The sequence below is a fragment of the Actinomadura livida genome (assembly GCF_014648675.1).
Taxonomy (GTDB): domain Bacteria; phylum Actinomycetota; class Actinomycetes; order Streptosporangiales; family Streptosporangiaceae; genus Spirillospora; species Spirillospora livida.
Map to the genome: position 1 here is coordinate 591118 of NZ_BMRO01000004.1, position 20639 is coordinate 611756.

Annotated in this window: 21 protein-coding genes; 18 read left to right on the forward strand and 3 right to left on the reverse strand. The window is 69.0% G+C overall.

Features of this window, described 5'->3' with window-relative positions:
• The first annotated feature begins 53 nt into the window (after positions 1-53).
• From IEZ03_RS12575 to IEZ03_RS12645, 15 genes are all read left to right on the forward strand, one after another.
• Positions 54-1331, forward strand: a complete 1278-nt coding sequence (locus tag IEZ03_RS12575) for an MCE family protein (RefSeq protein WP_184888041.1) — start codon at positions 54-56, stop codon at positions 1329-1331.
• Complete coding sequence (locus IEZ03_RS12580; RefSeq protein WP_221480875.1) at positions 1328-2386, forward strand: MCE family protein; 1059 nt, start codon at positions 1328-1330, stop codon at positions 2384-2386. Before IEZ03_RS12575 ends, IEZ03_RS12580 begins: the two co-directional genes overlap by 4 nt.
• Complete coding sequence (locus IEZ03_RS12585; RefSeq protein WP_184888039.1) at positions 2383-3540, forward strand: MCE family protein; 1158 nt, start codon at positions 2383-2385, stop codon at positions 3538-3540. Before IEZ03_RS12580 ends, IEZ03_RS12585 begins: the two co-directional genes overlap by 4 nt.
• A gap of 1 nt (position 3541) precedes the next feature.
• A complete protein-coding gene (locus IEZ03_RS12590) occupies positions 3542-4780 on the forward strand; it encodes an MCE family protein (RefSeq protein ID WP_184888037.1) in 1239 nt (412 codons plus the stop codon).
• A complete protein-coding gene (locus IEZ03_RS12595; RefSeq protein WP_184888035.1) occupies positions 4780-6042 on the forward strand; it encodes an MCE family protein in 1263 nt (420 codons plus the stop codon). The genes IEZ03_RS12590 and IEZ03_RS12595 overlap by 1 nt, the downstream gene beginning before the upstream one ends.
• A 1-nt stretch (position 6043) precedes the next feature.
• Positions 6044-7294, forward strand: a complete 1251-nt coding sequence (locus IEZ03_RS12600) for an MCE family protein (RefSeq protein ID WP_184888033.1) — start codon at positions 6044-6046, stop codon at positions 7292-7294.
• The gene (locus IEZ03_RS12605) at positions 7291-7863 is read left to right on the forward strand and encodes a hypothetical protein (RefSeq protein WP_184888031.1); all 573 of its coding nucleotides are present in this window, start codon (positions 7291-7293) and stop codon (positions 7861-7863) included. The genes IEZ03_RS12600 and IEZ03_RS12605 overlap by 4 nt, the downstream gene beginning before the upstream one ends.
• Complete coding sequence (locus tag IEZ03_RS12610) at positions 7860-8468, forward strand: hypothetical protein (protein WP_184888029.1); 609 nt, start codon at positions 7860-7862, stop codon at positions 8466-8468. The genes IEZ03_RS12605 and IEZ03_RS12610 overlap by 4 nt, the downstream gene beginning before the upstream one ends.
• Positions 8469-8487: 19 nt before the next feature.
• Positions 8488-9201, forward strand: a complete 714-nt coding sequence (locus IEZ03_RS12615; protein ID WP_221480874.1) for a hypothetical protein — start codon at positions 8488-8490, stop codon at positions 9199-9201.
• A gap of 16 nt (positions 9202-9217) precedes the next feature.
• On the forward strand, positions 9218-9769 hold the full coding sequence (locus tag IEZ03_RS12620; RefSeq protein WP_184888027.1) for a hypothetical protein: 552 nt from the start codon (positions 9218-9220) through the stop codon (positions 9767-9769).
• Positions 9770-10063: 294 nt separating this feature from the next.
• On the forward strand, positions 10064-10456 hold the full coding sequence (locus IEZ03_RS12625) for a hypothetical protein (protein ID WP_184888025.1): 393 nt from the start codon (positions 10064-10066) through the stop codon (positions 10454-10456).
• Positions 10457-10801: 345 nt separating this feature from the next.
• Positions 10802-11494, forward strand: a complete 693-nt coding sequence (locus IEZ03_RS12630) for a hypothetical protein (RefSeq protein ID WP_184888023.1) — start codon at positions 10802-10804, stop codon at positions 11492-11494.
• A 151-nt stretch (positions 11495-11645) separates the two neighbouring features.
• Entirely contained in the window at positions 11646-13670 is a 2025-nt protein-coding gene (locus IEZ03_RS12635) for a hypothetical protein (protein ID WP_184888021.1), read from the forward strand.
• Positions 13671-14161: 491 nt separating this feature from the next.
• The gene (locus IEZ03_RS12640; protein ID WP_184888019.1) at positions 14162-14962 is read left to right on the forward strand and encodes a hypothetical protein; all 801 of its coding nucleotides are present in this window, start codon (positions 14162-14164) and stop codon (positions 14960-14962) included.
• Positions 14963-15103: 141 nt separating this feature from the next.
• Positions 15104-15835, forward strand: a complete 732-nt coding sequence (locus IEZ03_RS12645; protein ID WP_184888017.1) for a hypothetical protein — start codon at positions 15104-15106, stop codon at positions 15833-15835.
• 96 nt (positions 15836-15931) lie between these two features.
• Here the strand turns inward: IEZ03_RS12645 and IEZ03_RS12650 are convergent, their stop codons facing one another.
• Together IEZ03_RS12650 and IEZ03_RS12655 are read right to left on the reverse strand one after the other, a co-directional pair.
• Positions 15932-16462 carry an ATP-binding protein gene (locus IEZ03_RS12650; RefSeq protein WP_308427962.1) on the reverse strand — a complete coding sequence of 177 codons (531 nt, stop codon included), beginning with the start codon at positions 16460-16462 and terminating at the stop codon, positions 15932-15934.
• Positions 16441-16632 (reverse strand): hypothetical protein, encoded by a 192-nt coding sequence (locus IEZ03_RS12655; protein WP_184888013.1) that lies wholly within the window; start codon positions 16630-16632, stop codon positions 16441-16443. The genes IEZ03_RS12650 and IEZ03_RS12655 overlap by 22 nt, the downstream gene beginning before the upstream one ends.
• Before the next feature lie 297 nt (positions 16633-16929).
• Here IEZ03_RS12655 and IEZ03_RS12660 point away from each other — a divergent pair, with 297 nt between their 5' ends.
• Together IEZ03_RS12660 and IEZ03_RS12665 are read left to right on the forward strand one after the other, a co-directional pair.
• Entirely contained in the window at positions 16930-17790 is an 861-nt protein-coding gene (locus IEZ03_RS12660) for a helix-turn-helix domain-containing protein (protein ID WP_184888011.1), read from the forward strand.
• A gap of 24 nt (positions 17791-17814) precedes the next feature.
• Complete coding sequence (locus IEZ03_RS12665; protein ID WP_184888009.1) at positions 17815-18069, forward strand: DUF397 domain-containing protein; 255 nt, start codon at positions 17815-17817, stop codon at positions 18067-18069.
• Between the two features lie 39 nt (positions 18070-18108).
• Here the strand turns inward: IEZ03_RS12665 and IEZ03_RS12670 are convergent, their stop codons facing one another.
• Positions 18109-18834: a hypothetical protein gene (locus tag IEZ03_RS12670; RefSeq protein ID WP_184888007.1), complete on the reverse strand. Its 726-nt coding sequence runs from the start codon at positions 18832-18834 to the stop codon at positions 18109-18111.
• A 368-nt stretch (positions 18835-19202) separates the two neighbouring features.
• On the opposite strand from IEZ03_RS12670, the gene IEZ03_RS12675 reads away from it, so the two are divergent.
• A complete protein-coding gene (locus IEZ03_RS12675; RefSeq protein ID WP_184888005.1) occupies positions 19203-20588 on the forward strand; it encodes a hypothetical protein in 1386 nt (461 codons plus the stop codon).
• Positions 20589-20639 lie beyond the last annotated feature (51 nt).

Genomic DNA, 20639 nt, shown 5'->3' on the forward strand with positions numbered 1-20639 from the left:
CATCAGCCTCGCCATCTGGGGCGCGACGACCACGGTGAAGGTGACGGGTTGACATGGCGAGACAGGGCACCATGCACGTGGTCGGCCAGCGGCTGGCGGGAGTGGCGTTCCTGCTGGTCCCGGCCCTGCTGATCTGGCTGTCGATCGCGATCTACAACAAGCGGTTCACCGAGACGACGACGGTGACGCTGCGCACCGGGACGGCCGGGCACGAGATGCACCCGCTGGCGGACGTGAAGGTCCGCGGCGTCGTCGTCGGCGAGGTCCGCTCGATCCGGGCGGACGGGGCCGGCGCCGAGCTGGAGCTGGCGCTGAAACCGGAGATGGCCGACCGCGTCCCGTCGGACGTCACCGCGATGCTGCTGCCCACGACGGTGTTCGGCGCGCGGTACGTCGCGCTCAACCCGCAGCCGGGGACGGCGGCGCAGCCGATCGCCGAGGGCGACGTGATCTCCGAGGACCGCAGCGCGAACGCGGTGGAGCTGTCCCAGCTGCTCAACCGCACGATGGACCTGCTCAACACCATCCAGCCGGCCAAGCTCGCGGCGACGCTGAACGCGATGTCGCGGGCGCTGGAGGGGCGCGGCGAGCAGATCGGCGACAACTTCGAGCAGCTCGACGCGTTCCTGCGCAAGTTCAACCCGGAGGTGCCGGCGCTGACCCGCAACCTCGCGGAGCTGGCGGAGTTCGCGCAGCACGCGTCCGACGCCGCGCCCAACCTGCTGCAGGCGCTCACGGACCTGACCGTGACGAGCCGCACGATCGTCGAGCAGCGCACCGCGATCTCCGAGCTGTACGAGGCGGTGTCGGGCTCGTCCGCCGACCTGGAGGACTTCCTGCGCGCCAACTCCGGCAACATCATCGAGCTGGCGACGGCGAGCCGGGGCAGCCTGGACCTGCTGCGCCGCTACGCCCCGGCGGCGCCCTGCACGTTCCGCACGCTCGCCGACTTCGTCCCGAAGATGAACCGGGTCCTCGGCAAGGGCACCGACAGGCCCGGCCTCCGCGGGACGGTCGTGCCCGTCCCGAACAAGGGCCGCTACAAGCCGGGCGTGGACGCGCCGCGGTACGGCGCGGGCGGCGGCCCGCGGTGCCCGAGCGTCCCGTACCTGCCGACCGGCGGCGGTGAGACGAAGGTGCTTCCGGCCGGCGGGGTCCCCGGGGCGGGCGGCGCCGGAAGCGGCCTCGGCCCCGCGAACTCCGCGTCCGAGAACGACCTGGTGAACGAGCTGACCGGCCCTTCGGTCGACGAGGTGCCCGAGGAACTCCCGGACTGGTCCAGCGTGCTCGTCGGGCCGATCTACCGGGGCACGGAGGTGACGGTCAATTGAGGCTCACCGGCCAGGGCCTGAAGGGGATGGCGGTCCCCCTCACCAGCTCGCTGATCTTCATCGGGGTGACGGTGCTGGCGACCGCGCTGCTGGCGTCCAGCATCACCGGCGCCACCAGCGGCGACCGCGTCACCTACCACGCCAAGTTCACCGACGTGGCCGGGCTGCATCCCGGGCACGGGGTCCGGATCGCGGGCGTCGAGGTCGGCCAGGTCGAGAAGATCGAGGTGACCGACCGGCGGCTGGCGCTGGTCACGTTCGAGGTGGACCGCGAGCGCGACATCCCGGCGTCGGCGACGGCCGCGGTGAAGTACCTCAACCTGGTCGGCGGCCGCTACATCGCCCTCGACCAGGGCACCGGCCCGCCCAACGAGGTGCTGAAGCCGGGCGGGACGATCCCGGTGGAGAACACGGCCGGGACGCTCAACCTCACTCAGCTCTTCCAGGGCTTCCAGCCGCTGATGCAGGCGCTGTCGCCCGGGGACGCCAACAAGCTCTCCGAGTCCATCGTGAAGGTGCTCCAGGGCGAGGCCGGGACGATCGAGAGCCTGCTCCGCACGGTCGGGCAGTTGACCAGCACGCTCGCCGCCAAGGACGAGGTGATCGGCCAGGTCATCACGAACCTCAACAGCGTCGTGCAGACGATCAACTCGCGGGATCAGCAGCTCGTGGACCTGGTACGCACGCTCCGTGAGTTCACCTCGGGGCTCGCCGCCGACCGCAAGCCGATCGGTGAGGCGATCGGCTCGATCGCCGACCTGACGTCCGCGACCGCCGGGCTGCTGCAGGTCGCGCGAGACCCGCTGAAGGACGACATCGTCCAGCTCGGCCGCCTCAGCGACAACCTCAATCGGGACGCGCCGCTGGTGGAGCGGTTCCTGGAGCGGACGCCCACGAAGCTGCAGACGTTCGGGCGGCTGGCCTCCTACGGGTCGTGGATGAACTTCTACCAGTGCGAGGTCAAGTTGATCGGCGTCCACTACGCCGGTTCGGACCTGTCCGGCGACCCGCCGCCGACCGGTATCCCGATCAAGGACGCGAGGTGCCGCGGATGACGCCCCCGACCCCGCCGCCCCCGCCGCCGCCGGGCGGGCCCCCACCGCCGCCGGGCGGGGGGACCCCGCCCCCGGGCGGGCCGCCCGCGCCGCTGCCGCGCGCGCTGCCCCGCCCCAAGAAGGGCCGGCCGCGGCTGAAGCCGCTGCGCGACCGCAACCCGATCCCGGTGGCGGTCGTCGGCATCGTCGCCCTGCTGGTGCTCGGCATGGTGGCGTTCCGCGCCGACGACCTGCCGGTCATCGGCGGCGGCACGACCTACGAGGCGTACTTCTCCGAGGCCGCCGGGCTGAAGCCCGACCAGGAGGTCCGGGTCGCGGGCGTGAAGGTCGGCAAGGTCACCGGCGTCGAGCTGGAGGGCGACAAGGTCAAGGTCACCTTCCGGGTGAAGGACACCTGGGTGGGCGACTCCACCCGCGCCGCCATCATGATCAAGACGCTGCTGGGGTCGAAGTACCTCCAGCTCGACCCGCTCGGCGGCCGCGCACAGGACCCCGACCGGCCGATCCCGCTGGAGCGGACGATCGCCCCCTACGACGTGACGACCGCGTTCCAGGACCTCGGGCGGACGTTCGAGCAGCTCGACACGGCATCGCTGGCTGCGAGCCTGGACACGATCGCCACGACGTTCGAGGACACCCCGGCCAGCGTCCGCGTGGCGCTGGAGGGCCTGTCGTCGCTGTCGAAGACGATCGCCTCCCGGGACGCCGAGCTGGCGCAGCTCCTCGCCGGCACCAAGAAGCTGTCGGGCACCATCTCCGCGCAGAACGCCCAGTTCGAGGCGCTGTTCGAGGACGGCAACCTGCTGCTCGCCGAACTCCGCCGGCGCCGCGAGGCCATCCACGCGATCCTCGTCGGCACCCGGCGGCTGGCCGACGAACTGGTCGGCCTCGTCGACGACAACCGGCGGACCCTCGGCCCGACGCTCCAGTCGCTGAAGAAGGTCACCGACCTCCTCGAACGCAACCAGAGGAACCTGGACAGGACGCTGGAGAACGCCGCCCCCTACCTGCGCCTCGTCGGCAACACGACCGGCAACGGCCGGTGGGTCGACGGCTACCTGTGCGGCACCGTCCCCAAGGAGTACCTGGAGAACGGCCGCTGGACGCCGCCCGTGAAGGGCTGCGAGCCGCCGCACCTGACGGGAGGCCGGTGACATGGCGTCGTCCCCGACACGCACCGCCAAGCTGCCGCGGCTGCCGTCCGCGGCCCGGGACCGGCAGGTGCGCGTACTCGAAGCGATCATCCTGGTCTTCGTCCTCCTGCTCGCGGTCGCGCTGATCCCGATGCTGGGCGACGGCCCCGGGCGCAGGATCACCGCGTACTTCGCCACCACCATCGGCGTCTACCCCGGATCCGACGTCCGCGTGCTCGGCGTGAAGGTCGGCACCGTCGACTCCATCGAGCCGCTCGGAACCCGGGTCAAGGTCGACATGAACGTGGACGAGGACGTGGACGTCCCCGCCGCCGCCCACGCCGTCGTGATCGCCCCGAACCTCGTCTCCGACCGGTACGTGCAGCTCGCCCCCGCCTACAGCGGCGGCCCGAAGATGGCGCCCGGCGCCACGATCGACGTGAGCCGCACCGCGACGCCGCTCGAACTCGACCAGCTCTACACCGCCGTGCGGACGTTCGCGAACGATCTGGGGCCGCAGGGGGTGAACGCCCAGGGCGCGCTGTCGGACGTCATCAGCGTCGGCGCCGCCAACCTCGGCGGCAACGGCAAGCTGCTCAACACCACGATCGCCGACCTCGGCAAGGCGTCGCAGACGCTCGCGGACTCCAGCGGCGACCTGTACGCCACCGTCGCCAACCTCAACAAGTTCAGTGAGATGCTCCGGAACAACGAGGGGCAGATCCGCCTGGTGGAGAACCAGTTCGCCGAGGTCAGCGGCTTCCTCGCCGCCGACCGGGACGAACTCGGCGCGGCGCTGGAGAGCCTGGCGCGGGCGCTCGGCGAGGTGAAGGCGTTCATCGCCGAGCACCGCGAGGCGCTCAAGGTCAACGTCGACCAGCTCACCCGCATCACGAAGGTCCTCGTCGAGCAGCGCGCGTCCCTCGCCGAGATCCTCGACACGGCGCCGCTGGTGGCGCAGAACGCGCTGAACGCCTACGACCCGAAGACCCGCTCGCTGGTCGCCCGCGGCAACCTGCTGGAGATCACCAAGGCGTTCGGCAGCCTCGACCAGCCGGGCGTCGACCCGCAGGCGACCAACGCCAGCCCGCTGTGCGCGTCGGCGGTCTCCGCCCCCGCGGCGATCCGCGAGCAGTGCGAGCGGCTCCGGAGGCCCGGCCTGGCGGCCGTCCCGCCATCGCAGGCGGGCGGCGCGCCCCCGCTGCCGCTACCGCCCGCGGGCCCGACGTACACGGGCAACGGCGACAAGGGAGGCCGCTGATGCGCGTGCCGGCGAAGGTGATGGCGGTCTGCACCGCCGCGGCCGTCCTGACGGGCTGCTCGATGCAGGTCGAGGACATCCCGCTCCCGGGCGGCGCCGACCTCGGCGACCACCCGTACACGGTGAAGGTGCAGTTCGAGGACGTGCTGAACCTCGTCCCGCAGGCCGCGGTCCGGGTGAACGACGTCCCGGTCGGGCGGGTGAAGGCGGTGTCGCTGCCGAAGGGAGCGTGGGACGCCGAGGTCACGCTGCTCGTGAACGGCGACGTGCGGCTCCCGGCGAACGCGACCGCGAACCTGGAGCAGTCGAGCCTGCTGGGGGAGAAGTACATCGAGCTGTCCGCCCCGGCCCAGCCGGCCGCGCAGCCGCTGACCGACGGCGCCACGATTCCGGTGGCCCGCACGTCGCGCAACGCCGACGTCGAAGAGGTCTTCGGCGCGCTGTCGCTGCTGCTGTCGGGCGGCGGGCTCCCGCAGATCCGGACGATCAACAAGGAGCTCAACCAGGCGCTCGGCGGCCGGGAGGACACGATCCGGTCCGCGCTGCGGAACCTCGAACAGCTGACCAGCACCCTCAACCGCAACCGCGAGTCGATCACCACCGCGCTCGACGGGCTGAACCGCCTGTCGTCCACGGTGCGGTCCCGCAACGGCCAGGTCGAGACGGTCCTGAACGATCTGTCGCCGGGACTGAAGGTCCTGGAGGACCAGCGCGGCCAGCTCGTGGAGATGCTGCGCGAGCTGGAGAAGCTGTCGGACGTCGCGGTCAAGACGATCAACGCGAGCAAGGACGACACGGTCGCGAACCTGCGCTCCCTCGCGGTCATCCTCCAGAAGCTCGCCGACTCCGGCCGCGACCTGCCGAAGTCGATGGAGGTCCTGCTCACCTTCCCGTTCACCGACGAGGCGCTCAAGGCCGTCAAGGGCGACTACCTGAATGGCTACCTCACCGTCGTCGCCGCCGAGGGCTTCAACTGCGTCGTCCCGCCGGTGAAGGAGGAGGGCCCGTTCGACGGCATCGAGGACGAGGACGCGCAGGCGCGCGGCGGGCAGGATCCGGCGGCACGGGCACTGGCCGCGGAGGCCCCGCCAGGGCCGCGCCCGGAACCGTGCCCCGCCACCGGCCAGCTGAACGCGCCGGCCGCGCAGTCGCCGGAGGCACCGCGCCAGGTCACACCGCAGGTTCCGTCCGGCGAGCCCGGCTCGGGCGTCCCCGGGGACGCACCGCCCCTGCCGCTGCCGACGCTCGGGGAGGGCGACTGACATGCTGACACTGGGCACCCGCATCAAGATCGTCACATTCATCGTGATCGCCCTGGCCGTCGTGGGCTACACCAGCGTCAGGTACGCCGACCTCGGCCGCTACGTCGGGATGAGCGGCTACTACACCGTGCGGCTCGACCTGCCGGCCACCGGCGGGCTCTTCGAGGGGTCTGCGGTCTCCTACCGCGGCGTCACCGTCGGCGAGGTCGGCAAGCTCGACCTGAGCGACGACGGCGTCATCGCCGACCTCCACATCGAGAACTCCGCGCCGGACATCCCGGCGAGCCTGGAGGCGGTCGTCGCCAACCGCTCCGCCGTGGGCGAGCAGTACGTCGACCTGCGGCCGCGGACCGGGTCCGGGCCCTACCTGGCGCACGGCACCACGATCCCGCGGAGCGCCGCCACCACCCCGGCACCGGTGAACGAGACCCTCAAGAGCCTCAACGACCTCACCGGGTCGCTTCCGCTGAACGACCTCCGCGTCCTGATCGACGAGCTGGGCCTGGCGTTCAGCGGGCAGGGGCCGCACCTCCAGCAGCTCCTCGACACCAGCGCCCGCTTCGTGTCGGCGTCCGACGCCGCGTTCCCGGAGACCCGCGCACTGATCCACAACGGCGAGGACGTGCTGCGGACGCAGAACGAGCTGTCGGGCGCGTTCAAGTCGTTCTCGCTGAACACGCGCCTGCTGGCCCGGCAGCTCCGCGATTCCGACGCCGACCTGCGCGATGTCATCCGGTCCGGGCCGGGCGCGGGCGCCGAGATGTCCCGCCTGCTCCGCGACCTCGACCCCGGCCTGAGCGTGCTGCTGGCCGACTTCCTCACCCTGGCGCGGCTGGGCCAGCCGCGCCAGGCCGCCATCGAGGAACTGCTGGTCCGGCTTCCGCAGGTCGCCGGGATGGTGTCGACCATCGTGGCCGGCGACAAGCTGCGGGTCGGCTTCGCGACCACGTTCTTCAACCCGCAGCCCTGCACGCGCGGCTACGGCGGGACCCGCTACCGCAACGGCCTCGACCTGTCCAAGCCCCCGGCGTTCAACAGCGGTGCCCGCTGCACGGAGAGCCCGAGGACCGGCATCAACGTGCGCGGTTCGGCGAACGCGCCGCGCAAGGGGGTGCCGGAGCCGGCCAAGCCGGGGTCGCTGTCCCGGACCGAGGTCACCGACCTCCTCAGCACGTTCGGGCTGCCCGCCGCGACGGAGCCGGCCGTGCCCGCGGACCTGCGCGGCCTCCTCGGACTGGGGGTCCCGCGGTGACCCGCGCCGCGGCGGCACGCCGCGCGGCCGCCCGGGCGGTCCCGCTGATCCGCCCGGCCGGCTACGTGCTGATCGCCGTGGCGACCGTCTTCCTTTGCACGTCGCTGTGGTCGCTCTTCCAGGCCGGGCGGGGCGCCGACAACGAGTACGCCGCCGAGCGGGACGACCTGACCCGCACGGCCGTCCAGCACATCACGCAGCTCAACAGCATCGACCCCAAGCGCGTCGACCTCGACCTCGCGCACCGGCTGCGCATCGCCACCGGGCCGTTCCACGACGCCCTGGAGGCGGAGATGCCCGCCGCGCGCCAGAAGTTCGCCAAGCAGGCCGCCCCCTCGCACGGCAAGATCACCGCACTCGCCGTCACGGACTTCGACCGCTCCGCCGGCAAGGCGACGGTCATCGCGTCCGTCCGGATCTTCACCGACGCCACCGGGGACGACGGCCGGCGCACCGAGCAGCGCAAACGCTACGAGGTCGGGATGCAGCGGGTCGGCGGCGCATGGAAGGTCAGCGAGCTGAACCCGCTGCCGCCCGGGGGGAAGCCGGCCGAGGGGAGCGGGTCGTGAGCATCACCGAGCAGGAGCCGCGGACCGGGCGGGAGCGCCCGGCGCGCCGCGGCCGCCCCTCGCGCAGGAGACCGGTTCGGCGCCCGTCGCTTCCCGTGCTCAAGCGGGCCGCCGGGCTGGGCTGGCCGGTGGCCCTCGCCCTGGCGATCTGCGTGTCCGCCCTCGCCGTCGACGGCTGGGCCGACAGGCGGAGCGAGGGTTCACCGGCCGCCAACCGGGCGCTCGTGGACAAGGCCGCGACCGAGAAAGCCGTCGTGGACGTCTCCGCGAAGGTCGCGCGGATCTTCACCTACACCCACACCGACCCCGCGGCCACCGAGCGGGCCGCGAACGAGGTGCTCACCGGAGACGCCATCGGCGAGTACCGCAAGCTGTTCGGCGTCGTGAAGAAGAACGCGCCGGTGATGAAGCTGTCCCTCACCACGAAGGTCGCGAAGACCGGGGTGATCAGGCTCACCGAGGACGGGACGGCGGTGCTGCTGGTCATGCTCGACCAGACGGCCACCCGCGACGGCAAGCGCACCGGCCCGCCCGTCGCGGCCCAGCTCATCGTCACGGCGCGCAACGACCAAGGCTGGCGCATCAGCGACCTCCGGGCCGCCTGAGGAAAGGGGTGGAATCACGGTGAGCAAGATCAAGACCACCGTGCCGAAGGTGGAGGAGCCCGAGGCCGAGGTCCCCGAGCCCGCCGAGGACACGGCGGCCGCCCCCGAGCCCGAGGAGCCGGACACAACCAAGGCGTCCGAGGACGCCGACGAGTCCAAGACTTCCAAGAAGACGGGTAAGTCCGGGACGTCCAAGAAGGCGGACGAGCCCGCGCCGCGCCGCCTCTCCCGTGATCCGCTGATCCGGGTGGCGTCGCTGGTGACGGTGATCGCGGCGGCCGCCGCCGCGTGGTTCGGCTGGTCGTACAACACCGCGGCGGGCAATGACGACCTCGCCTACGCCGCCGAACGCGACAAGGTTCTCGCCGTCGCGAACCAGGCGATCGTCAACCTCAACACCCTCGACCACCGCAACGTGGACGCGGGCCTGAAGGTCTGGCAGGACTCGACGACGGCCGAGCTGTACGACGAGATCGCCAAGGGCCGCTCGCGGCTGGAGGCCGAGGTGAAGAAGGCGGAGACGACGAGCACCGCGAAGATCCTCGAATCCGGCCTCACCGAACTCGACACCAGGGCCGGGAAGGCCGCGGTCATCGCCGCCGTCCGCATCACCATCACCGGCGCCGAGGGCAAGCCCAGCGAGAACACCCGCCGGTTCGCCGGCCAGCTCACGAAGACCTCGTCCGGCTGGAAACTGTCGGCCCTCGGCCAGGCCCCGACCGGAACGCCCTGACGGGGAGGAGACGAAATTGGCAGCGATCAGCACCATCGGCCGGGTGGTCCCCGGCACCGCACGCATCCGCCTGGTCGTTCTCCTCGGCGTGCTGACAATGGCGCTGGGCGGAGTGGCCGCATGGTCGTTCGATCAGGAACGCGGCCTCACCAGCGCGGCCTCGGCGGACAACGCGGCCCTCAGCGACAACGCCCGCACCAGCGAAGTCCGGGGCCAGATCACGACGGCCGTCAACACAGTGTTCTCGTACAACTACGCCGACGTCGCCAAGACGGAGAAGGCCGCTCAGGAGCTCCTCACCGGAAAGGCCGTCCAGCAGTACAACCAGCTTTTCGCCCTGGTGCACAAGCAGGCGCCGGCGCAGAAGCAGGTGCTCACCACCACGGTCACCGACACGGCGGTGAAGACGCTGACCGGTGATCGCGCCCGCCTCCTGGTCTTCGCCGACCAGCGCAACACCCGCACCGACAAGAACGAGACGAGCTACTCCGCCGCCGTCTTCGCCGTCGACGCCGTCCACACCGACGGCAAGTGGAAGATCACCGAGATCGACACCCTCGGCGCCTGACCGCACCGGGCCCGGACACCAGAAGGGAGGAACACCGACTTGCGACGGTTCGCTCAGCGGGCTTCAACGGCCATCGCAGCCGCGGCCACCACCGTCTCTCTCACCGCGGTCCCGGCTTCAGCGGCGCCCGCTACCTGGACGGTCACTCCCGGCGGCGTCGTTACCTGGGCCAATACAAGGGGCATTCTAGCCGTTAACACGGACACTGGAGTATCGGCATTTCACTGCCCCGTTTCGGCGGTCAGCGCCACCATGCCGGGCGGTACCGGTCTGCCTGGCACGGGCATCGCCGCGTTGACCGATGTGACGTTCAGCGGTTGCGCAGGTACGGCGACCAGCCCCACAGTCACGCCGGCCAATCTGCCGTGGTCGTTCAACGCCGTCAGCTACAACGCCGGCACGGGAGTGACCAGCGGTACGGTAACCGGATTCACCGTCACGGTCAGTACTGGTTATTGCACTTTCACGATCGGCGCTCCCGGCGGTGGGCCTGGCATGATCTCGGCGACCTACACGAATAGCAACCCCAACACTGCCGTGGATCTTATTGACTTGAGCAGCACGGATCTCGAGGTGCAGACCACCTCCGGTAGCGGGTGCGCCAGCCTGTACGTGCCGGGCCATGACATCACGCTTCTCGGCCAGTACGGAGTGGTGCCGCCAGGGCAGACCATCACCAGTCCGTGAGCAGGCGGGTGCACTGCGGCGGCGGCGGTGAGTCTCGTGACCAGATTGGATGAGATGTTATAAGCCAGCGATAACCGAATAGTGATCGAATGCTAAGTAGAAGACAAATTTGAAGGATCTGGCCAAGCCACCTTAAAAAAGGCTTGACCGGCTCTTGATACGTACATTACCGGCAGGTACATTCAGCTTAGAGAACGGCAGGACTGGGTGGTCTTGCGCAGAAGTCGAAGATGTTCGGCTTCCGGGGTTCTGCTCCCGCCAACCCGGAGGAGTTCGTTTCTGCAGAACGCGGTCAGTGTCCCTACGAGTAGAAGAAACCACCCCCTGAAGGGAAACAGAACTGACATGCGAAAGATCGCCCGCAAGGCTCTGACCGTCTCCGCGGTCGCCGCCAGCACCGTCGCCCTCACCGCCCTCCCCGCCGCGGCGGCGACGATCACCGTCACCCTCCCCGGGGTGGCTTCCTCCCCCGCGGCCATCACGGGGCAGAACAACGGTTCCGTCGTGGCTTCCAACACTCGCAGCGGTGCGGTCCTGATCTGCACCAGCCTGACGGCCGCAGGCACCGTGAAGGTCGGGGCGGGCGTGACCGACCCCGTCGGCCAGGTGACGGGCCTTACCTTCAGCGGCTGCACGGTCAACGGGCTGTCGGCCACCGTGACGGCTCAGAACCTGCCGTGGTCCCTGGCGACGACGGGCAATACTGCCTCGGGAGTCACGCCCGGCAAGCTGACCGGCGTCAGGGTCCACGTGTACGTCACCAGCCTCAACTGCCACGCCGACTTCCAAGGGTCGACCGCTACGAACGGAGAGATCAACGGCACCCACACCAACCCAACGAGCGCCACTGCCCCGAGCAAGCTGACGCTGCCGTTCGGAGCCACCAACAACCTCAGGGCGGCCAACGTCGGCGTCGGCGGCTCCCCCTGCCCCAACAGCCTGGTCGCGAACGGTGACGCAGCCTCGCTCGCCGGCGTGATCGACCTGCGAGGGGTCAACTCCACCAACAACACGGGGCCGACGGTCACTCGCGTGTGACGAAGTGAGGGCACGGCCCTGAACGAAGCCGCACCCGGGCGCTCGCCGCCCGGGTGCGGCTCCCATAGATCAAGGATGTGAGATGCACCGGATGTTCAGAGGCGCCGCGCGGACCGCGGCGATCGCTGCCCTTACCGTGAGCAGCGGGGCCTTGGTCGCCGTTCCGCCGGCGATCGCGGACATCGGTGCGGACATCGGGCTGGTGTGTTCCGGGAAGGCTGGAACACACCAGGTGGCCCTGCGGATCGACTCGACCGTCCCGACTTCCGGGACCGTTGGCCAGCCGGTCCAACTGGGCACCATCAAGGTCGACGTCAGTCTTCCTCCCGAGCTGGTGAAGGAAGTCGAGCCGGCTCCTTCGGTCGAGGCGTCGGCACCGCCGGTGACGGGAGTGACGCCGTCCTCGGCCACTGCCCCTGCGCTTGGAGGAGTCGCGGAGATACAGGTCGCCGTCCGCGGGCTCGGTGGCGACCGGCGCGGCGGATGGCCGGCCTTCGCGTTGGCGGCCGCGCCGCCGCGAGGTGACGGAGCGGTCCACCTGACCGGTAGCGGGGTGGCCCCGCCGGTGGTCCCCGAATCGCCGGGTGGACTCTCATGGTCCGCGGGGGCGGTGGGTCTGTCGCTGGTGCCGGACGAGACGACGGCGAAGGACGCGGAGGAACTGGCGCTGCGTTGCGTAGCGGAGAAGGAAACGGTTCTCGGCACCGTAGACGTGAAACGCGGGAACGGGACTGCAGTGCCCGGCGCGTCGAGCGCGTCACCCCGTCAGGCCGCTGCTCCACAGCACTTGTGCGAGATGATCCCCGCCGGGGGAGAAGACCCGCGGTACGCCATCAATCGTGACGACCCCAAACTGGCAGCGATTTATGAATCCCCCCCAAAGCCGGACGGGACGTTCGACTTCCCGGATACTGGGATAATGATGTGCATCAAAGCGACGGGATTCTTCAACCTGAGGAAGGCGGAAAACGCTGCCCCTGTCGCTGTCGAAACCAATGCGCGGGTGCCGACCGAGAGTTCTCAAGGAAATCCGTTCACCGGGCCGAACTGGTCGGAGCTCCGCGGGTACTCGGTCAACCAAACCTACCCGGCCTCCGCGACGCTGCTGGGCTTTGGTTTCATGCCCACACGCGCGGAAGCAAGAGCTGAGCAGGTCAGGCCCCCGGGATCCGGGCCGGGCGCCCCGGTCACGGGAAATCTACGAATTCTCCAGAGCCAGCCGTTGGCTATTCCGGGTCCGACTGTCGAAAACCACGAGATCCGAGCCGCCGCCTATATTCGCCTCAAAGCCGGTCAGACTGAGGTTAATGGAGTGCCTCTCGACCTCGGTGACAAGTGCATGACGAGTCCGACTCTGCTTTCCGCGACGGGGTTCATGGGGAATCTGAGGACCGGGACCACGCAATACGACCAGGGGCAGACTCTCATCGCCGAGGACTTCACCATTCCCCCCTTCTCTGGTTGTGGAGTGGACGAAGACCTCAGTCCCATCCTCACCGCGAGTGTCTCCGGGGCGGGGAACTATGCGAACCTGGAGTCAGGCCGGTGGTGCCTTGTCGAAAGCGGGCATAATTGTGCAGATGGCGCCGGTGAACTTCCCCGTACCTTCACTGTGTATCCGGGCGGGGCTGTCACCGCGGTCGCGAAGCCGTTTACCCTCACCAACGGCGACGCAGAGTTCAGGTGTGACTCGGCGACCATGCGATTCACTATGGAGCGTGGGCGCTGGCAGTCACGATTCAGACTGGGCAAGGGTGACATGGCCCTCGCCGACTGCCAGGTCAAGGCGTCTGACGGTCCCGTCTATCAGGTGGAGGGTGAAGTCACCCAGGACGGCGCATTGTGGATAAACATGATCATAAATGAGACAACCGGCGACCCGGAAATGAAAATAAACGGGGTGCTGCTCAACGCGGCGGTGGATCTCGGCGGTGGGCAGAAGTGCACGCTGCGGATATCCGACGAGCTAAGATCTTTGTTCGCCACAGTAGACGAGCGCCCCGGAGAGATGCAGGGGACCTATGGCAACGGTACCTTCTCCGTGCAAGCACATACGCTCAAGCCGTCGGTGAAGTCAACCTGTCAAATTCCAGGATTCACAGAACCCGGCATTCCATTCAGTTCGGCCAACGGTGATTTCGCCTTCGATCCGGTGCAGCAGATCACTACGCCCTGAACGAAGCCGGTGCCGCCATGGGCCGATCGTTCCCGTGCGAGCTGAAGCGGTGACCGAAGTCCTCAGGCTCCCAGTGCCGGACGTGCCGTCGCCTGCACCACCCCAGGCGACGGTGCGGCCAGGCCGGCTCGCCGCAGGCCGTCACCGGCCTGCGGCGAGTACGGCGATTCGGCCTGCTCCCCGCCAACCGCCGCAACCGGGGCCGACCGGACGTGGACACGGGTCGAGTACATCCGCGGATATGTGGTGAGTGACAATATCGACCGCTCCCGGGACACCTATTCTCACCTTCTCCAACAAGGCGGAAAAAACTTCACGTTAGAGTGTTGCGGTGTATTGAACCGTCATTGCTTCGGTATTACTCTCCGGTTGGGAATCAAGGATCTATCACATTGATGGTCCGTTGAACGATTCCCGCGTCGGCTGGGATCACGCAGTGGCCGCCCGGCGCTCTGTGTCCGTTTCTCCCGGTACGAAGAAAGGACAGACCGGTGAAGTTCACTCGTCTTCGCAGACGCAGTTCCCGGCTCGCTCTCCCGGCCGCGGTCGGTGCCGCACTGCTCAGCTTCGGCTTGGCCTCTCCCGCCGCGGCGGCCAACCCGGACCCGATCCCGGCCAGCTTCGACTTCTCCGACTGCCCGACCCTCCCGGCCGGTGCGTCGCCGCAGTTCTCACACTGCTGGGTCGGCGTGGTCACCAGCGGAACCTTCAAGATCGGCAACTTCGACCAGACGATCGACAAGCCGATCCGGATCACGTGGGCGACCACGTTCAACACCACCACCTTCGAGACCGGCACCGTCTTCGGTGGGCTCCACACGGAGAAGATGAAGATCCAGGACGGCCTGTTCGGTGACCCGTTCCTGACGGCCGTGTACGCCAAGGTCGAGTACGCCGGCACCTTCGAGATGCCGCCCGGCGACGATCTGCGCATCAACCTCGGAATCAAGGTCCGCATCCAAAACCCGCTCCTCGGGAACAACTGCGCGCTCGGGTCCAACAGCAACCCGATCATGCTGAACCTCACCACCGGCACCACCAGCCCGCCGGCCCCCAACACCCCGATCACCGGAGAGCCCGTCTCGATCGCGCGGCAGGAGCCGCAGCCGACCGTGCTGCAGGCCAAGCACGTCGGCAACTCGTTCGCGGTGCCCGGCGCCTCCGGCTGCATCTTCAACTGGGGCGCGGGCAACTGGCTCGTCAACCAGATCGGCGGATTCCCCTCGGCCGCCGGGAAGAACAGCATGGTCCAGAACGAGTACATCGTTTCGAAGCAGTACAGCCAGCTCTGAGCCGAGCCTGGTCTGACGCTCGCCGTGCCCGCGACATCATCGCGGGCACGGCGTTCGTGCGTTTCACGAGTGTGGACGAGGCCGACCCGCTGGTCTCCGATGCTGCCGGCACCCCGCGCGGCCGGAACAGGAGTGCTTCTCATGCGACCTGACGACACCCCCGACGAGTTCTCCGAAGGCGCCTATGTCGTCCGACAGACCTGGTCCGGCAATCTTCCGGTCCTGGCGCTCTTCGGTCTCATGGACGCCTTCCTGCTCTACCAGGCCATCCGGAACCCCGGGGCCGCCATCGTCGTCGTGCTGGCGGGTTTCGGAGGAGTGACCGCGATCTTGGCCGTCCTCCTCATCGGGCCGATACGGCGCAGGGAGGTGTCGTTCGCGGTGGACGCCCGCGGCGTCTACTTCGGCCCCTCTGATCCAGGGGATCAACCAGAGCTGATCCCCTGGTCGTGGATCGCCTGCGTCGTGACCTTCGACCGGATCGTGCGCAGCAACGGCCAGAAAAGCCGCCACCTCTATGCAGGTGTCGAGCTCACCGACGCCGGCGTCGCCGCCCGGATGAGCCGACTGCCCAGGCCGCCCGGTCTACCGCCGCCGACTGCGGAGGAGCGGGACTTCAACGAGGCGGTTCTGATGCCCTGGCTCAAGCACATGGTCGGCGAGCCGTCGCTCGTCTCGCAGCGGATCCAGGGCTGGCGACTGAACATGGCACGTCTGACCGAGGCGGTTCAGCGCTACGCGCTTGGCACGCCCGTAGTCCACAGGCCCACCCGCAGCGATCCGGGCATCGCCGGCATTGCGTTCACCGCGTGGCAGGTCCACAAGAACTTCCGGCGACTCTCCGAACGGGACGAACGCCAGGACGACGACTAGCGCGGTGACCACCGAGACCTATGGGGTTCGTTGACTGCGGCGGCCTGATGCGGACGGCCGGATCACGACAACACGTCGCCGCTCAACGGTCGGTGGTCAGTGGTCACGGTCGCCGGAGTGAACGGAGCTGTTCGCCGCGAAGGCCGACTCATCACGGGCGCCGTCATGGGGGCGCGGTGGGGGAGGAGCGTCCTCCGGTCTGGTTGTGCGAGTGTCCGGGGGCGCGGTGTGCGGGACCTCGAACCAGACGCGCAGCCGGCCGTCGTCCAGTTGCTCGAAGCCCCACGACTTGGCGAGCATCGACAGGATCGGCAGGCCGCGCCCGTGTTCGCCCTGGGGATCATCGACATGATGCGGGACGCTGGCACCGCCCTCGTCGGTGACCTCGATCCGGATGTTGGCCGTGTCCACGTAGGCGTCCACCTCCACGAGATCGCCCCCGCCGTGGACGATCGCGTTGGTGAGCGTCTCGGACAGCAGCAGGACGCTGTCGTCGCACGCGCTGTGCTCCGCCCCGAGCAGCGGTTCGAGCCGTCCGAGCAGCCACCGCCGTCCGTTCACCACGTTCCTCGGGCTGGACGGAATGACGCACGTTCCCAAATGCTTCACCGGGCCCGCACCGCCCACGCCACCCGCGCGGCCGTCTCACCGACGTCCCCTGCCATGCACCACTGCCCGCCGAAGGCGTAGCGCCACCGTCCCCGATGGTCGACCGCCGCGACCCCGAGCCATGTGCGCGGCCACGCCCGCTCCGGAACCCACAGCACGGCCTCACCGCGCGACGGGTGGACGAGCATGGAGGTGCATTGCTGGCTTTCGCCCAGTTTGTAACACAGATCAGCCAGGAGGCTGAACCGCACCGAATGCGGCCGCTGATCCGCCGACATCGTCTGACGCCCTTTCCCCGGGCACGCGAACGACCACGATTCACCCGACTTTCTTGCGTGATCGCCCGTCTACCGTGCGTGACTTTCGCTACGGTCAGAGTGTGCGCGGATGACGTGCGTTCTGCAATAGAAACGAACTGAACTAACGCAGTTTGTTTCTTCGATCTTGATCTCAAGGCACCATAAAACGGATACAAGGAGGACGAAGTGACCGCTCGGCGCAGCCCCACCGTCCGCAAGCGCCGCCTCGCCGCTGAACTCCGCCGGTTGCGCAAGGAGTGCGGGTTGACCCGGGAGCAGGTCGCCGAACGCATCGGATGCGCGCCCGTCACGATCACCCGTATCGAGACGGGCCAGAGTGGCGCCCGCGTCGGCGAGGTCTCCCTCATGCTGGAGGTCTACGGCGTCACCGGCGACGAGCGCGAGGCCCTCCTCCAGGTGGCGAAGGACGCCCGCAAGCGCGGCTGGTGGCACCAGTACAGCGGCACCATGCCCAAGTGGTTCCAGGTCTACGTCGGCCTCGAAGAGGAGGCATCGGAAATACTCACCTATGAATCAGAGCATATCCCCGGGTTGTTCCAGACTGATGACTACATCAGGGCGCTGCTCAACGCAGGGCTCCGAACGCTGGCCGAAGACGAGATTCAAGGTCGAGTCGCGTTGCGACTCAAGAGGCAAGAGCGCCTCGTCAGCAACGACGCTCCCAAGATCTGGGCAGTGCTCAACGAGGCAGTAATCCGACGGCACGTCGGTGGGCGAGAGACGATGTGTGCTCAACTTCAGCAGCTCTGCGAGCTAGCGAAGCTCGATCACATCAACATCGTCGTTCTTCCCTTTTCGGCGGGTGCACACCCCGGCATGGAAGGCTCTTGCAGCGTCCTACGGTTTCCCGAACCTGCCGATCCCGATGTCGTGTATGTCCAATATCGGCTGGGAAGCATCTATCTGGAAGATCCCTCCGATGTTGGAGAGTACGTTGACCTCTTCGACCACCTGCGCTCGCGAGCGCTAGGGCCAGACGAGTCTCTGGCCCTGATCGCCAAGGTGGCGAACGAAGTCTCCAAGTAGGTCGGATAGGAGTGCAGGATCACCATGAGGCACTCAGACGTGCTGTGGCGCAAGAGCAGTCGCAGTGGCGAGCAGGGCAACTGCGTGGAGGTAGGCGGTGTCTGGAGGACGAGCAGTCACAGTGCTAACGCCGGTTCCTGTGTCGAGGTTAGGCCGGGCCAGGTGGTGGTTCTGGCGCGGGACTCCAAGGATCCGGACGGGCCGGTGCTGGGCTTTGGTGCCGACGCGTGGGGTGCTTTCCTCGACACCGTGAAGAGCGGGCGGCTCGACCTCAGCTGACGGGAATCCTTGCGGCTGCCGGTGACCTGTCGGTGGCCGTCATCCGTCCGTGAACAGGGCGTAGATGGCGGCGCCCATCGCCATGGGGCCGGTGATCGCGTAAGTGAGGTAGCCCAAGTGGCCCAGCACGTCCGGCCGGTCAAAGAGGGCGGTCACTACCACCAGGAGGAACGGGGCGGAGAGAGCGGCCAGCCACCTGTGCCCGGTGAGCAGCCACAGGAGCGGTGCGGACAGGAGGGCCGCCCCCGCCAGGCCGCAGACGAGGCGGCCGTACGCGATCAAGTGGGCCTGCTCCTCGCTGCCCGAGTACACGACCGGGGCTGCGGCTACCAGGCCGCGCAGCAGGTAGCCACCGGCCACGGCGATCACAAAGAATGTGAGCGTCGACATCAGGGTGACCGGTGTCCAGGGTGCCAGCATCGTCCGCAACGCCATCGCCGCGCCCACCGGAACGATGACCAGACAGGGGTAGAAGGCGACGACGTGGTCGGGGCCCGGCATGGTCAGCAGGACGGAGGCGACCGCGGTGGCGAGCACCGCCAGTGCAGGACCCCGCTCACCCGTCAGGGCGAACCCGGCGGCGCCCGCGGCGACCAGCAGGGCCGCCAGATAGACCAGGACTCGGTCGCGCTGGAGGAGCTGCACGGCGACGTCCGAGCGCAGACCGGCCCAGTCGTACACCCCCTTGAGGAGCCACAGCTCGCCGGCGAGCACGATGGCGAACGAGGTCACCGCCAATGGAGTGGTCCATGTCGTCGCGCCCACCAGGGCCCCTTCCTGCGGGCGACGACGCGTTGGTAGAGCGGCGGCGGTGGTCGCTGCCCGACGAAACGAATTCGCATTTCCTGGAGAGATCCACGCGATGTGAACACGTGGCGGTCGGCGCGTCAACCGACCCGGAATTCTCCTCAGCCGTTGCCAATCGAGCGAGCACCCGTGATCGGCGGCCTGTCAGCCGATGATGACGTGCGTCCGTTTCAGGACAGCGACCTGGAAGGGGACGACGGCGCGGGTTAGCCTGCGTCCGCTGATCGTTCCGCGGTTCCCCAGGGAAAAGGTCCACACCGATTCTCGGCAGCGCTTATGCGGTGCGGGCCACGGTGCCCGGCCGCGCCAGGCCGTCAGGAGTGTGGGTGAGCGGTATGGAGACCCCGGAATCTCGGACGGACGAGGACTTCGAAGCGATCCGCGTCCTGATGATCGGGGCGATGGTGCTGTGCACGGTCGGCACGCTCGGGGCCGTGGCCAAGGCGGCGGCGCCCGCGAACATCGCCGGGCGCGCCCCCGGATTCGCCGACGTGTTCCGCATCAACCCCGGCGTGGTCTCCGTGGCGGCGGCCGTCGTGGTCGCAATCGTGACGATTGCCGGAGTGGCGGCGCTGTGGTGGTCGGTGCGGCGGACGTGGCCGTGGCTGCTGATCGCGGGCGTGGTGCTCGTCCTGATCGGCGAGTCCGCCGCGTCCCCCGTTCCGGTGACCTCGACGACTCCCGGGGGGCCCTCCTGGCTGGCCCAGGGAACGGCCACCGCCGGTGCGCACCTCGTGCTGCTCGGGACGCTGGGTGCCGCGCTGATGTTCGTCGGCATCAAGGCCGCCGGCGCAGGTGCGGTGCTGATCGGGGCGGGCCTGGGCGCCCAGGTGTTCGGTGCGGCCACCGACGTGCTGATGGCCGAGGCCCTGCCGCTGGAGCCGGGCGGCTACGGCTACGACTACGCGCCGGTGGCCAAGTCGCTGCTGCACATCGGGCTGCTGCTGGGCGCCGTGGGCGCGATGGTGCTGGTGGGGACGCTGCACCTGCGGTACGGGGGACGTCCCGAGCTGGAAGGGCCGTCCGACGCCGAGCCCGCGGTGGACCGGCTCATGGCGCTGGCGGGCGCGGCCGGTGCGCTGCTGTTCGTTCCCGCCGCCGTCATCGGCGACGGCGAATTCGGTGTGGCCGCCTCCGGGCTGCTGCTGGTGGCGGGGCTCGTGTTCGCCGTCCTCGCGGGCCCGCGGGCGGTCGCCGGACTGGTCCTCGCGACGGCCGTCGTCGCCGGTGTCTCCGGTCCGGCGGGCGCGCTGATCCAGGCGGGTTCGGTCCCCGCGGTGAGCATGTGGTTCTGGACCGCGTCCGGGGTGGTGGTCGGAGCCGCCGTCGCGTTCCCGGTCTGGCGGGCGTTGTCGGCCGCGGTCGGGTGCGGGCTCTGCGGGGTGCTGCTTCTGGTGCTGGTGGCGGTGCGGCCGGACGGGGTGCCCCTGGTGATGCTGGCGCTCCTGGCCGCCGCGGCCACCGCGGCGGTCGCGTCGGTGGGGGTGTGGCTAGCCAGGGACGGTTCGCTCCCGGTCGTCCTCGGGCCGCTGGCGTTCGCGACGATCACCGGGGCCTGCGGGCTCCTCGCGCACTGGCAGGGATCCGGACGGCGCGCCCCCGGCGAGGAGCTGTTCCGCGAGCCCGGCCACCTCTGGCTCTACGCAGCCCTCCTCCTGGCGGCAGCGGCCGCGTTCGCCTTTCGCGTACGCGGCCGCTCGCTCGTCAGGTGAAGACCTCGTCGAGGGACTCGGCGGTCGCGGCGCGGCGGGCCCAGGTGTGGA